The 13,736-nt window shown below is 71.1% G+C and carries 13 protein-coding genes; 7 read left to right on the forward strand and 6 right to left on the reverse strand.

The annotated features are described in order from the left end of the window. Positions 1–5: 5 nt before the first annotated feature. The 3 genes from ACFQ7F_RS13405 to ACFQ7F_RS13415 form a co-directional block, all read right to left on the reverse strand. Positions 6–386: a hypothetical protein gene (locus ACFQ7F_RS13405; RefSeq protein ID WP_383269944.1), complete on the reverse strand. Its 381-nt coding sequence runs from the start codon at positions 384–386 to the stop codon at positions 6–8. 61 nt (positions 387–447) lie between these two features. Beyond that, complete coding sequence (locus ACFQ7F_RS13410; protein WP_383269983.1) at positions 448–1,674, reverse strand: Cmx/CmrA family chloramphenicol efflux MFS transporter; 1,227 nt, start codon at positions 1,672–1,674, stop codon at positions 448–450. A gap of 198 nt (positions 1,675–1,872) precedes the next feature. Continuing rightward, entirely contained in the window at positions 1,873–2,451 is a 579-nt protein-coding gene (locus ACFQ7F_RS13415; protein ID WP_383269945.1) for a TetR/AcrR family transcriptional regulator, read from the reverse strand. A gap of 167 nt (positions 2,452–2,618) precedes the next feature. Between ACFQ7F_RS13415 and ACFQ7F_RS13420 the strand changes: the two genes are divergently transcribed. The 3 genes from ACFQ7F_RS13420 (at position 2,619) to ACFQ7F_RS13430 (ending at position 5,893) form a co-directional block, all read left to right on the forward strand. Continuing rightward, complete coding sequence (locus ACFQ7F_RS13420) at positions 2,619–4,112, forward strand: MFS transporter (protein ID WP_383269947.1); 1,494 nt, start codon at positions 2,619–2,621, stop codon at positions 4,110–4,112. 148 nt (positions 4,113–4,260) lie between these two features. After that, a complete protein-coding gene (locus ACFQ7F_RS13425) occupies positions 4,261–5,154 on the forward strand; it encodes an SDR family oxidoreductase (RefSeq protein ID WP_383269948.1) in 894 nt (297 codons plus the stop codon). 73 nt (positions 5,155–5,227) lie between these two features. Further along, a complete protein-coding gene (locus tag ACFQ7F_RS13430) occupies positions 5,228–5,893 on the forward strand; it encodes an O-methyltransferase (RefSeq protein ID WP_383269950.1) in 666 nt (221 codons plus the stop codon). A 45-nt stretch (positions 5,894–5,938) separates the two neighbouring features. Here ACFQ7F_RS13430 and ACFQ7F_RS13435 read toward each other — a convergent pair whose 3' ends face one another. Beyond that, complete coding sequence (locus ACFQ7F_RS13435) at positions 5,939–7,009, reverse strand: GNAT family N-acetyltransferase (protein ID WP_383269985.1); 1,071 nt, start codon at positions 7,007–7,009, stop codon at positions 5,939–5,941. A gap of 29 nt (positions 7,010–7,038) precedes the next feature. Beyond that, entirely contained in the window at positions 7,039–7,677 is a 639-nt protein-coding gene (locus tag ACFQ7F_RS13440; protein WP_383269951.1) for a hypothetical protein, read from the reverse strand. Between the two features lie 73 nt (positions 7,678–7,750). Here ACFQ7F_RS13440 and ACFQ7F_RS13445 point away from each other — a divergent pair, with 73 nt between their 5' ends. Together ACFQ7F_RS13445 and ACFQ7F_RS13450 are read left to right on the forward strand one after the other, a co-directional pair. Then, positions 7,751–8,422, forward strand: a complete 672-nt coding sequence (locus ACFQ7F_RS13445) for a maleylpyruvate isomerase family mycothiol-dependent enzyme (protein ID WP_383269952.1) — start codon at positions 7,751–7,753, stop codon at positions 8,420–8,422. A 349-nt stretch (positions 8,423–8,771) separates the two neighbouring features. Continuing rightward, complete coding sequence (locus ACFQ7F_RS13450; protein WP_383269953.1) at positions 8,772–9,233, forward strand: hypothetical protein; 462 nt, start codon at positions 8,772–8,774, stop codon at positions 9,231–9,233. A 56-nt stretch (positions 9,234–9,289) separates the two neighbouring features. Here ACFQ7F_RS13450 and ACFQ7F_RS13455 read toward each other — a convergent pair whose 3' ends face one another. Then, on the reverse strand, positions 9,290–10,267 hold the full coding sequence (locus ACFQ7F_RS13455; protein ID WP_383269954.1) for a hypothetical protein: 978 nt from the start codon (positions 10,265–10,267) through the stop codon (positions 9,290–9,292). 186 nt (positions 10,268–10,453) lie between these two features. Here ACFQ7F_RS13455 and ACFQ7F_RS13460 point away from each other — a divergent pair, with 186 nt between their 5' ends. Together ACFQ7F_RS13460 and ACFQ7F_RS13465 are read left to right on the forward strand one after the other, a co-directional pair. Continuing rightward, the gene (locus tag ACFQ7F_RS13460; RefSeq protein WP_383269956.1) at positions 10,454–12,778 is read left to right on the forward strand and encodes a heavy metal translocating P-type ATPase; all 2,325 of its coding nucleotides are present in this window, start codon (positions 10,454–10,456) and stop codon (positions 12,776–12,778) included. A gap of 207 nt (positions 12,779–12,985) precedes the next feature. Further along, positions 12,986–13,675 carry a copper homeostasis protein CutC gene (locus tag ACFQ7F_RS13465; RefSeq protein ID WP_383269957.1) on the forward strand — a complete coding sequence of 230 codons (690 nt, stop codon included), beginning with the start codon at positions 12,986–12,988 and terminating at the stop codon, positions 13,673–13,675. Positions 13,676–13,736 lie beyond the last annotated feature (61 nt).

Raw genomic sequence — 13,736 nt, forward strand, 5'->3', positions numbered from 1 at the left:
CGCGCTCAGGTCGTGGGGCGCTTGAACGTCAGGGTGAGGCCCCTGGTTCCTTGTACCTGTCCCGTGCCGATGAGCTGGATGGAGCCGCTCGCCGTCACCTGGAACGAGAGCTGCGCCTCGGCGAACGCGAGCGTGTCGTCGCGCTCGGCGACCTTCTTGAACAGCTGCTGCAGTGCGTCGACCGTGTCCGCGAGGTTCTTGCGGAGCGGGCCGAGCGGGACCGCGCGCAGCACGGCGTCGCCGTCCCGGTTGAAGAGTCCCTTGGAGTCACCTCCCGGGCCGCCGTCCGCCCCGATGAGGTTGTCGTCCTCGTCGGTCGCCTCGACCCAGAAGGCCAGCGACTGGCCCTCGATCCGGTCCGTCGCGTCGTCGTTCGCCGTCGTCATCCTGCCCCACCCCTGGTCCCTGGGCCCCGGAATCTCCCTGATTTCCGTGGCTCGGTCAACTTTAGTTCCAGGAGGGGCTTTTGGTGATGTCCTCGGCAGGGTTCAGGGAAGGGGCGGAGGAGGTGGTGATCACGCGGCTCGGGGTCCTGCGGTGCAGCCGCATGGAGACGGCCACGGCGATGATCGCCACCGCCGTCATCGCCGCGCCCGCCCACGCGGTGGACGCGTAGCCCAGGTCGAGGTCGATGACCGTGCCGCCGAGCCAGGGGCCACCCGTGTTGCCCAGGTTGAACGCGGCCGTCGTGGTCGCGCCCGCGAGGGTCGGGGCGGCGCCCGCGACGTTGAACATGCGGGCGTTGAGCGCCGGGGCGGTGTAGAAGGCGGAGACGCCGAGGAGGAAGGACAGGGCGATCGCCACGGGCGCCGTACCGGCGAAGAGGGCGAGCGCCACGAGGAAGACCGTCGAGGCCGCGGCGCCGCTCAGCATGACGCCGAAGAGGTGCGCGTCGGCGAAACGGCCGCCGATCACCGTGCCGAGGAGCGCGCCCGCCCCGAAGAGACCGAGGACGGTCGGGACCCAGCCCTTGTCGAGGCCCGCGACGTCCGTCAGGAGCGGGGAGAGGTACGAGAACGCGCAGAAGACGCCGCCCGCCGCGAGCGCGGTGATCGCGATGGAGAGCCAGACCTGCCGGTCGCGGTAGATGGCGATCTCTTGCTTCAGGCGCGGCTTCTCGGCCGGGAGCGGGATGCGCGGGATGAGCGTGAGTACGCCGACGAGGGCGATCGCGGAGGCGACCCCCACCGCCCAGAATGCCGAGCGCCAGCCGAAGTTGTCGCCGAGGAACGCGCCTGCGGGGACGCCGAGGACGTTCGCGATGGAGAGACCGCCGATCATCACGGCCATGGCGCGGGCGCGCTGGTTCATCGGCACCATCGCGATGGCGACGGCCGCGCCGACCGCCCAGAACCCGGCGCAGGCGAACGCGCTGACGACGCGGGACGCGAAGAGGATCTCGTACGTGGGCGCGAGGGCACCGGCGACCTGGCCGAGGCCGAAGACCGTGATGAGGGTGATGAGGGTCGTACGGCGGGGGAGACGCAGGGTCGCCACGGCCAGAAGAGGGGCGCCGATGACCATGCCGATGGCGAAGGCGGAGATGAGGAGTCCCGCGCGGGGGATCGAGACGTTCATGTCGTCCGCGATGGGAGGCAGGAGCCCCGAGAGCATGAACTCGCTCGTGCCGAGAGCGAAGACGGCCAGGCCGAGGATGTAGACGGCTATGGGCATGCGGGTGGTGCGGCTTGTGCTTTTCCCTGGCTCGGGGGCCGTGGGGGCAGGGGCCTTGGTGGCCTTGGTGGCCTTCGGGTCAGGTGACGGCATAACAGTCCTGAACGCATGGGTCACGCGTGACATTCCTGGTGCCGGGGTTCCTGGTGTCGGGGTTCCTGGTGACGGGTGGTGCCTACCCGCGTCGGGCCGGACGCCTCATGTCCCCGGGTGGTTCAGGGTGCGCACGAACTGCTCCGCCAGCTGCTCGGTGTGGATGCCGTCCGCGCCGCGCCCGGACAGGATGTGGAAGAACGGCGGGCCGATCAGGAGCGCGGTCGCCTGTTCGAGCGAGAGGGCGGTGCCGCTCGACTTCCGTACCGCCTCCACGACTTCCGCGGCGCTCTCCCCGAGGATGTCGCGGGAGGCGAGCAGCGCGGCGACGTCCGCGTCGTGCTGGGCCTCTCCCAGGAGGGCGCGGTAGGCCGCGCCCGCGTGGGAGCGGGACAAGAAGGCGACGAGGGCGTCGAGATACGCCTTGAGGTCCTTGCGGGGATCGTCGCTGCCGGGCACGGACAGTTCCTGCCGGGCGTCGATGGCGCTGGCCTCGTAGAGGACTTCCGCCTTGTTCGACCACCAGCGGTACACGGTCTGTCGGCCCACGCCCGCCCGCTCGGCGATGCCCTTCATGGTCAGGGCCGCGTACCCGACTTCGACCAGCAGATCGTCGACGGCGTGCAGCACGGCGGCGCGTGCGCTTTCACTGCGGGGCCTGCCGCGGCCGCTTCCATCCACCATGCCGCCACTCTATACGAGACACGGTGCCTCGTATGTGTTACCTTTCCGGTGCACGGTGACTCGTTAATGGTTGATGAGTCTCCGGCCGTGCTTCGTATCGGTGCTTCGTGTGCCGTGCTTCGTATGCCGTGCTTCGTGTACCGCAATCCCAGAAGGAATCGAGAGCAATGGTGGCTCCCACACTCGAAGGCGTCCTGCGCCCGACGCAGCCGCGGTCCGGCCCGGTGCTCGCCTGCGTGAGCGTGTGCACCGCCCTGGTCGTCGGATTCGTCGCGTCGATCAACCTGGCGGTGCCGCAGCTGGCCGCGAGTTCGCTGCGGCCGACCTCGTCGAACCTGCTGTGGATCGTCGACGCCTATGTCGTGGTCTTCGCCTGCCTGGTCATCCCTGCCGGTGCGGCCGGCGACAAGCTCGGCCGCAAGGGCGTCCTCATGGCGGGGCTCGGCATATTCGCGTTCGGCGCCGTCGTGTCGGCCGTGGCGCCGAACGTGGCGATCATGCTGATCGGGCGGGCCGTCACGGGCCTCGGCGCCGCGTGCGTCCTGCCCAACTGCGTCGGCATCCTCCTGCACGCCACCGCCCCCGATCGGCGTCCTCACGCGCTGGCCATCTGGGCGGCGGCCTCCGGCATCGGGGGCGTCGTCGGCAACGTCGGAGGCGGCGCGGTACTGAGCGCGGGCTCCTGGCGCGCGCTGTTCGTGGCGGTCGCCCTCATCGCGGTCTGCTGTCTGGCATGGGCGGTACGGTCCGCGCCGCGCAGTGCCCGGCACGAACGCACCCTCGACCTGCCCGGCACGCTGTTGTTCGTGGCGGCCGTCGTGGCGCTGCTGATCGGAATCATCGAAGGGCCCGAACAGGGCTGGGGCAGCACGGTCGTCCTCGCCGCCTTCGCCTGCGCCATCCTGCTGAGCCTGTGCTGGGTGCGTGTCGAGCTGCGCGTCCCCCACCCCATGCTCGACCCGCGGCTGTTCCGCAGCCCGGCACTCAGCAGCGCCAGCCTCGGCATGACCATCACGTTCTTCGGAAGCTTCGGGCTCTTCTACGTCAACGCCTCACTCCTGCAGTACGGGCGCGGCTTCTCCGTCCTCCAGGCAGGGCTCGGGATCATCCCGCTGACCGTCCCGATGCTGGTGGGCACCCGCTACGTTCCCGGGCTCATCCGCCGCTTCGGCATCCCCGCGACACTTACCGCGGCCTTCGTGCTCACCAGCGCGGGACTGCTCGGCCTCTCGTACGCCTCGACCATGGCCTACCCCGTGTACGCGGCCGGTCTGCTCGTCATCGGGCTCGGCATCATGCTGGCCGCGCCCTGTCTGACCGCTTCGATCGCCTCGGCCCTGCCCGTGGAGAGAGCGGGCATCGCCGGGGGCCTGCAGTCCGCGACCCGCGAACTGGGCAGCGCCCTGGGCGTGGCCGTCGTCGGCACCATCCTCACGGCCGGGTTCACCCGCCACCTGCCTGCCGATCTGAGCCGCCACACGCCTCTCCCGCGCACGGTGAAGGAAGCGCTCACGCTGGCCCCGGGCGACCACACCGCCGTCACCGAAGCGTTCACCCACGGCGCCAACACCGCGCTGCGCGCCGCGGCCCTCGTCGTGCTCCTGGCAGGAGCGCTCGTCGTCGCGGGCGCCCGCCGCGCCCATCGGACCGCCCCGCGGTAGCAGCGGGGCCACAGACCACCTGACCCGGCGCCGACACCGCAGCGCCGTGATCAGGGCACTCCCACCCACCACCTATCACCCACCACCCACCACCCATCCCCATCCGCATCATTCACCTGCCCTTTTCCGGGCGAAGGAGGTCACGCTCATGCGTGCATTTGTCACTGGAGCGACCGGCTGGATCGGTTCCGCCGTCGTCGACGAACTCATCTCGGCGGGCCATCAGGTCTCCGGCCTGGCCCGGTCCGACGAGGCCGTGCAGGCTCTCGCGGCCAAGGGCGTCGGCGTCGTCCGCGGCGACCTGGACGATCTCGCCTCGCTGCGGCGAGGCGCCGTCCAGGCGGACGCGGTCATCCACATGGCCAACAAGCACGACTGGGGCAACCCCGCCGAGTCCGACCGCTCCGAGCGCGCCGCGGTCCAGGCACTCGGCGACGCCCTGGCCGGCACCAACCGCCCGTTCGTCGTCGCCGCACCTCTCTCCGGCCTCGTCGAGGGCCGGCCCGCCACGGAGGACGACGTCTCTCCGGCCATCGGCCCGGACTCCAACCGGGGCGGCAGCGAGAACCTCGCCCTGGACTACGTGGCCCAGGGCGTGCGGACCGTGATCACCCGGTTCTCGCCGAGCGTTCACGGCCGCGGCGACTGGGGATTCGTCAACTTCCTCACCGCGGCTGCCCGCAAGCAGGGAGTGTCCGGCTACATCGGCGACGGCTCCGACGCCTGGTCGGCGGTGCACCGCGACGATGCCGCCCGCCTCATCCGCCTCGGCATGGAGCAGGCACCCGCGGGGACGCGGCTGCACGCCGTCGCCGAGGAGGCCGTCACCACCAAGGAGATCGCCGAGGCGATCGGCCGCAGCCTCGGCCTGGCGGTCGAATCCGTCGCCCCGCAGGACGCCGGAGCCCATTTCGGCTTCGTCGGCAGCTTCTTCGCCTCCACCATGACCGCGTCCTCCAAGGCAACCAGGGACCTTCTCTCCTGGGAGCCCGCCGGGCCGTCCCTGCTCGCGGACATCGACGCGGGTGCCTACACGGTCTGACGAAGTCAGGGGGGCGGCCCGACACAGGGCCGCCCCCCCTCGTACCCCCCTCCCCTACGAAGGAGCAAGCATCGTGCCCACACACACCCACACCCTCGCCGAACCACGTGTCTCCGCCGCCCTGACCCGCATGTTCGAAGCCGCCGACCGTGACGGTGAGGCCGCGACACGCATGCGGAGCGCCCAGTCCTACGATCGGGCGGCGCTGTCGGCGCAGGAATACGCCGACGCGGCGCAGGAGATCTACATGCCGATCTCCGCCGAGGGCGGCCGACTCCTCTACAACCTCATCCGCGCCACCAAGCCGGCCGTCGTCGTCGAGTTCGGCACCTCGTTCGGCATCTCCACCCTGCACCTGGCCGCCGCCGTTCGCGACAACGGCACGGGCCGGGTCATCACCACGGAGATGAGCAAGTCCAAGGCGGCCGCCGCCCGCGAGACCTTCGCCGCCACCGGCCTCGACGACGTGATCACCGTGCTTGAGGGGAACGCCCTGGAGTCGCTCGCCGCGCTACAGGAGCCGGTCGACTTCTTGTTCCTGGACGGGTGGAAGGACCTCTGCCTGCCCGTCCTTCAGCTCCTTGAGCCCCACATCGCCCCCGGCACCCTCGTCGTCGCCGACGACGTGGACTTCACCGACCTGCGCCCCTACATCGACCACGTCCGTGACACCGACAACGGCTACCACAGCGTCACGTTCCCCGTCGACGACGGCCTCGAAATCAGCTGCCGCCTCTGATCAAGCGCTGATCAAGCGGTGATCAAGCGCTGATCAAGCGGCGGTTCAGGCGGTGGCGCGACGCGCGTACGCGTGGAGGTTCTCGCGGTCCGAGATGCGGACGTATCCCGCTCGGGAGACCACCGCCTGGGACGCCGTGTTCTCGGGTTCGATGATGGCAAGGAGGGACGACGCCTCGGGCCGGGCCAGGGCCCACTCGGAGAGGGAGCCGAGGGCCTCGGAGGCGTAACCCCGGCCCCGCGCGCCGACCGCGAGGTCGTAGCCGACCTCGGCCACACCCTCCTCGTCCGGCGGCCCGTGGAAGCCCATCCCGCCGACGGTGACCTGGTCCTCCACGCGGACCAGGGCGAACATGCCCCACTCGGGCCGGTGGACCCCGGACGCGTAAGCCTTCGTGATCATCTCCGCCGCCGTCCGGGTCCCGTCGAAGGGCCCGCCCTCGATCCAGGTCAGACCCCCCGTGCCGCCCGCGGCGAGATCGGCCGCCGCCGCGGGGGAGACCTCCCGCAGGACGATCCGTCCGGCGGGGATCTCCAGGGCGTTGTGCCAGCGCCACCGCTCGCGCTTCGGGCGCCCCGGCAGAGCGCGGCGGCCCGTGGCCCAGAGCAGCGTCGCCCACTGGTCCGCGGGCCTGCGCGCGGGCAGGACCTGCGGGAAGAGCCAGGCGAGGGTCGCCTCGCACAGCGCGGCGGGCGGCTCCGCGTCCACGCCGAGCGCCTGCGCGATGTCGTACGTGTGGAGCAGCAGTTCCGCGACACCCATCGCCGCGAAGCCCGTCGCGTCCGCGCTGCCGTGCGGGTACGGGTGGTAGGCCCGGACCCCGGGCGGCGTGGTCCGCACCACCGCCGACAGCAGGCCGCCGGTCGACTCGATGACGCTGACCGCGTCATCGGGGCCCGAGCCCTCGTCGAAGGCGATCTCGAAGGGGACCCACGTGTCGGTCGCCCGGCCGGTCAACTGTCCGGCGTACGCGACGATGCAGCCCGCGACGTGCTCGGCCGTCTGCAGGCAGCTCCAGTCGAGGCCGCCCGCCTTGACGCTCCAGTCGAGCTCCACCGCCGTACGCAGCACCTTCGCCGCGTACGCCACGGCCTCGTCCAGCTGGTCCCCACCCATGGAAAGCATGCGCCGAGGCTACGGGAGCGTCAGGCGCTCAGCAGATCAATTTCGGTCGTCAGGTTCGCGCGCGCGGGGCCCTCCCACTCCGCGGTCCCGTACGGGGTGCGGTACAGCCTGGGCAGCTCAAGGAGCTGGCGGAGCACCGCCGCGCGGCCCGCGCGGAAGTCCTCGTCCGGCACGAAGGAGTACTCCTCGCGTACGGCGGCGGCGTACGCGGCGTACACGTCCGGGGCGGCGGCCAGGATCGCCAGGTCGGCGTCGCACAGCGTCTCGCCGTTGTGGTCGCCGTCGGCGGGGTCGTGGGTGACGGTGAGGCGGACGAGGCGGGCCACCTCGGCGGTCCGCGCGTCGGTCAACCCGGCTTCGTGCAGGGCGCGTTCGGCGAGGCGGGCGCTGCGCTCCTCGTTCTCGGAGCGGTCGGGCGCGTACACCGCGTCGTGGAACCAGGCCGCGAGCCGTACGAGCTCGGGGTCGTCCGCGTGCTCTTCCAGTACGTCGATGTGGTCGAGGACCGCCGTCAGGTGGGCGGTGGTGTGGTACCGCCGCTGCGGCTCGGCCCAGCGCGTGAGCAGGTTGTCCGCGTAGGGCGCGGGGTCGGGGGTTCCCTCGCTCGCGTGGAGCAGGGTCGCGTGCCAGCGGGCGCGGAGTTCCTTGTCGTCGGCCATGGGGCGACCCTAGACGTCTCCCTTTCTCCTTTCCCCGTTGCCATGCGCGGCGGTGACAGGGTTGGCTGCGGCCATGACGACCACGAGGACTGACGAGACGTACGACCCCGAGCGCCCCGGCCGCCTCCTGCGCACCGAACGCGACGCTCTGATACCGCTGTTGAGGGACGCCGACGACACCGCGTACGACATCAGGACCTGTTGTCCCGGCTGGACGGTGCGCCATGTGCTCGCGCACTGCAGCTCCGCGCTGATGCGGGTGGTCGAGAGCCGCTTCGAGAAGGGCGTGTACTCGCCGGAGAGCAACGAGCGTGACATCGCCGAGCGTGCCGACTGGTCCAACTCCCGTGTGGTGGACGAGTTGGAGCGCGGGATGACGGAGGCGGGCCCGTTCATCGCCCGGTCCAAGGGGCTCCTCGACGGGGTCGCGATCGGCGAGTGGGTGCACGCGGGCGATGTCCGCGAGGCGTGGGGCAGGCCGGGGGCCTATGGCGGGCCCGGGCTCCCGGATGCGTTGCTGTTGCTCGCCGCGCACAGCAAGGCGGTGAACTCGGTGGCGTTGCACGCGGACATCGACGGGCGGGATGAGCCGCTGCTGCTCGGCTCCTCCGCCGGCGTCGCCCCGCCTGCCCGATACATCGGCGATGCGCCGACCCTGATCCGGCTCAGCGCCGGGCGCCCTCTGACGGGGACGCGGTATGAACTGGTGGGGGCGAAGGAGGCTGACCTGTCGGTCTTCACCTGAGGCTGACGCGGAGGGGGGGAGGGGAGCTGCGTGTGTGTGGTGGCTGGGTGCGCAGCTCCCCGCGCCCCTGCGGGGCCCTGGGTGCCGTACCCGGGCGCCACGCTGGACCCCGGCTCGGCCTCTGGCATGGCCTGGAGCGGGTGGACCGAGGGCAACTCGGCCGTTTTCCGCAGGGGGTGTAGCGCTGCTGACGACATCGAGCGCATACTCCAGCCCGCGGCCGAGGCTGAGCGCCACAGCGCAGTGACGGCCGACGGCCTCCCCGCGGTGGGTTGCAGTCGCGGTGCCGAAGAGTTGCGGTGATCCTGAAAGAGGAACGTGGCCGACTTCGCATGGGCACGACGCGTCGGTGGCCGCGCTGGAGAGGAAGGCCACGGCCATGACAGCGATGCCAGACAAGTCACCGCTCGGGCACCAGGGGCCCGGCAGCGAAACGATCATCGGCCCGTCCGATTTCGCCGGGGCCATGCTGATGCTCAGCGGCCCGCTCAGCATTCTCATGGGCGCCTCCGGCATCGCACAGGACAACCTGTTCGGCGCCTCGTCCCAGTACGCGTACCGGTTCAGCCTCACCACCTGGGGCGTGATCCACCTCGTGGTCGGAGTGGCGCTCGTCGTTGCGGGCCTGGCCATCTTGATGCACAAAAGCTGGGGCCGCGGGGCCGGCGTGGCCTTGGCGGCGATCAGCCTGGTCAGCCAGTTCATGTTCGTTCCGTACTACCCGGTGTGGGCGATCCCGGTGATGGTCATCGACCTCCTGATCATTTTTGCGCTGACGAGGTTCCACGCCGGAGCCATCGGCGGTCGGTGAACCCAGGTGGGGTTCACCGATCCGCGCCGAGAGCCGTGCGCCCCGTCGTGCCACCGCTAGTGCTGGTGGCCGTCCTGGTCGGGGGTGTCCTCGTCCCCGGCCCCCGCCTTGGCCGCCCCCGCGTGGACCGTGAACGCCGCCGTTCGGACCTTTCCCTCGTGCTTGAAGTCGAGGAACAGGCGGTACGACCCCGCGCTGGGTGCCGTTGCCATGAAGGAGACGCCGGGGCCCGGCTCGGTCTTGCCGTCGCCGGGTTCACCGGTGGGGTGTACGTGGAGGTAGGCGAGGTCGCCGGAGCGCAGGGCGACCAGGTGGCCGTAGGAGCCGAGGTAGGGCTGGAGGTCGGTGACCGGCTTGCCGTTCTTCTCCACGCTCAGGGTCACGTCACTGGACTTGCCCGGCTTCAACTCGCCGTCGAGGCTGACCTCGTAGCCGTCGACCGACGACTTCGCGTTCTGCTCGGGCAGCTTCTTCGGCGCGTACGTCCCCGCCACCGCGAGGTCCGCCCCCAGCGTCAGGCCCTCCTTCGCGCCCTTGGGCTTGAAGTCGGCGAAGACGCGGTAGCCACCCCCTTCCGGGAGCTCGACCGGCGTCGACCAGGTGCCGTCCGCAGCGCGGGTCGGGTGCAGGTGGCGGTAGGTCGTCAGGTCGCGTGAGGCGACGATGAGGTGCAGCTCCTTGCCGTGCTCCTTCTCGTACGCGGTGACGCTCTTACCGGTGCCGTCCTTTCCGGTGCCGTCCTTGACCACCGCGAACCGCAGCTCCTCGCGCTTCTCGGCGTCGATGCGCGAGGTCTTCAGGTCGAGCGTGTAGCCGCGCTCGGAGATCTGCAGGCCGCCGGGCACGGTGGCCGCGTGCCCCGCGCCGGCCTCCGCGTCCCCCGGCCCCTCCTTCTCGCCCGTGTGCCCGCCGTGCTCGCTCGCGGGCTTCTTCTGCGAGGTCACGGGGTCGACGCCCCGGCCCACTCCGTACGCGGTGCCGAAGGTCGCGGCGACGGCCGCGGCGAAGGCGGTGATCTTCAGTCCGGTGTTCATGACGGCTCCCGAGAGATGAGAGGGGGGAGGAGAGCGGCCGCCGCTCCTCATGCATTCCGAAGGTACCCCCCTGGGGTATAAAGTCAAGCCGAGATCGCCTCTTGCCTTCGGTACCCCCTAGGGGTATACATGGATCTCATCGGGGGTACCTGCCCCGGGTACCCCACCCCCAAGGAGCCCGCAGACATGCCCACCACACCCGGCACACCCGGCACCACCGAGGTGGCAGAAGTTGAGCTCGCCATCGGTGGCATGACCTGCGCCTCGTGCGCGGCCCGGATTGAGAAGAAGCTCAACCGCATGGACGGCGTCGAGGCGACCGTCAACTACGCCACCGAGAAGGCCAAGGTCAGCTACCGCGGCCAGGGCATCGCCGTCCACGACCTGATCGCCACGGTCGAGGCCACCGGCTACACCGCGCAGGAGCCCGCCCCGGCCCGCACGGACGCGGGGGAGGACCCGGCCGACGGCGACCGGCAGGCCGACGACGAACTGCGGCCCCTGCGCCAGCGGTTGACGACCGCCGTCCTGCTCTCCGTCCCCGTCATCGCGATGGCGATGATTCCGGCCCTGCAGTTCGAGTACTGGCAGTGGCTGTCGCTGACCCTCGCGGCGCCCGTCGTGACGTACGCCGCCTGGCCCTTCCACAAGGCCGCGTACACGAACGCGCGGCACGGCGCGGCGACGATGGACACGCTGATCTCGGTCGGCACGTCGGCGGCATTCATCTGGTCGCTGTGGGCGCTGTTCTTCGGTACGGCCGGTACGCCCGGCATGACGCACCCCTTCGAGCTGACCATCTCCCGCACGGACGGCGCGGGGAACATCTACCTGGAGGCCGCTGCGGGCGTCACCGCCTTCATCCTGGCCGGTCGGTACTTCGAGGCCCGCTCCAAGCGCAAGGCGGGCGCGGCCCTGAAGGCGCTGCTCCAGCTGGGCGCCAAGGACGTCACCGTCATACGGGAAGGCGGGCACGAAGAGACCATCCCCGTGAGCGACTTGAAGGTCGGCGACCGTTTCCTCGTACGGCCCGGCGAGAAGATCGCCACCGACGGCAAGGTCGTCGAAGGCGCATCCGCCGTGGACGCCTCCATGCTCACCGGCGAGTCCGTGCCGGTCGAGGTCGCGCAGGGCGACTCCGTCACCGGGGCCACGCTGAACGTGGGCGGACGCCTGGTCGTCGAGGCCACCCGCGTCGGCGCCGACACCCAGCTCGCCCGCATGGCCAAGCTCGTCGAGGACGCGCAGAACGGCAAGGCGGCGGCCCAGCGCCTCGCCGACAAGATCTCGGCGGTCTTCGTGCCGATCGTCATCGCCCTCGCCGTCGCCACCCTCGGCTTCTGGCTCGGCAACGGCTCCGGTCTGACGGCCGCCTTCACCGCGGCCGTCGCCGTACTGATCATCGCCTGCCCCTGCGCCCTGGGGCTCGCGACGCCGACCGCCCTCATGGTCGGCACCGGACGCGGCGCCCAGCTCGGCATCCTGATCAAGGGCCCGGAGGTCCTGGAGACGACCCGCAAGGTCGACACGATCGTCCTGGACAAGACCGGCACCGTCACCACCGGCAAGATGACCCTGCTCGCCACGCGTGTCGCGGACGGAGTCGACGAGGACGAAGTCCTGCGCCTGGCAGGCGCGTTGGAGCACGCCTCGGAGCACCCCATCGCCCAGGCCGTGGCCACCGGGGCGGCCGAACGGGTCGGCGCGCTGCCCACCCCCGAGGACTTCGCGAACGTGGCGGGCCTCGGCGTCCAGGGCGTCGTCGAGGGCCACGCGGTCCTGGTCGGCCGCGAGGCGCTCCTCGCGAATGGGGTCTCCCCTGCCCGAGCGGAGTCGAGAGCTTGGGGAAGGGCGATACGGCTCCCCGTCGAGCTGGAGCGGGCGAAGACGGAGGCCGAGGCGGCAGGGCGTACGGCCATCGCGGTCGCCTGGGACGGCGAGGCGCGCGCGATCCTGGAGGTCGCCGACGCGGTCAAGGACACCAGCCCCGAGGCGATCGAGCGCCTGCGCGCCCTCGGCCTGACCCCGATCCTCCTTACCGGTGACAACAAGGCGGTCGCGGCATCGGTGGCCGCCGAGGTGGGCATCGCCCCCGAGGACGTGATCGCCGAGGTCATGCCGCAGGACAAGGTGGACGTCGTCAAGCGCCTCCAGTCGGAGGGCCGCAGCGTGGCGATGGTCGGCGACGGCGTGAACGACGCCGCCGCGCTCGCCCAGGCCGACCTGGGCCTGGCGATGGGCACGGGCACGGACGCCGCGATCGAGGCGGGCGACCTCACGCTCGTACGAGGTGACCTGCGCGCGGCGGCCGACGCCATCCGCCTCTCGCGCCGCACCCTCGGCACGATCAGGTCGAACCTGTTCTGGGCCTTCGCCTACAACGTGGGCGCGCTGCCGCTGGCCGCGGCCGGTCTCCTGAACCCGATGATCGCGGGCGCCGCGATGGCGTTCTCCTCGGTCTTCGTGGTCGGCAACAGCCTGCGGCTGAGGGGGTTCAAGCCGCTCGGCTGAGGGAGGTTGGAGCTGCTCAGCCGAACGAGCTGGGGGACGCGAGTCTCAACCTTCGGCAAGAGCGACGTGTACATGTCTTTCCGATCACCCTGGTGCGCTTGGGGCGCGCCGGGGTGATCTGCGCGTAGGCTGGGTAATTGGACTAGACCTATGCACTGGGCCTATGTCTATGTGAGGCCGCGGCCCCGGACCCGAAGGAAGACATCCATGAGCAAGCGTGCAGTCCTGGAGGTGATCGCCCTCGACGCCGAGGACGCCGTCGCCGCCCAGGCCGGAGGCGCGGACCGCCTCGAACTGGTCACCGACATGGCCGCGGACGGCCTGACCCCGTCCCGCGAGACCTTTGCCGAGATCCGCGCCGCCGTGGACATCTCCCTGCGCGTGATGCTGCGCCTCGCGGACGGCTTCGACGCGGGCGACCTCGACACTCTCGTACGCCGTGCGCGCGAGCTCAGGATCGCGGGCGCCGACGAGTTCGTCCTCGGCTTCCTCGACGAGGTCGGCGGTCCCGACCTGATCGCGGTGGAAGCGCTTGTGGACGAGCTCGACGACTGCCGCTGGACGTTCCACCGGGCCATCGACCGGACCCCCGACCGCGACGCCCTGCGCAAGCAGCTCGCGGACCTGCCCGGCCTCGACACCTACCTCACCGCGGGTTCGGCGACCGGCGTGGACGACGGCCTGCCCACGCTGATCGCCGAGGCGGCGCGGTCCGGCGAACCGGGCTACGAGCAGCAGATCCTGGTGGGCGGCGGCCTCCGCCTCGACCATCTCCCGCGGCTCAAGGCGGCGGGCGTCGACGCCTTCCACATCGGCGGGGCATCGCGGCCCGGCGGCTGGACGGCACCGGTCTGCGCCGAGGCCGTCGCCCGGTGGCGGGCGGCAGTGGACGCCTGACCCCTTTCCGCCCAGGGTGCCTGATCGCGTTCCCCGTGGGACGCGATACAACTGGGCGGAC

Source organism: Streptomyces sp. NPDC056486, from assembly GCF_042795295.1.
Lineage (GTDB): Bacteria > Actinomycetota > Actinomycetes > Streptomycetales > Streptomycetaceae > Streptomyces.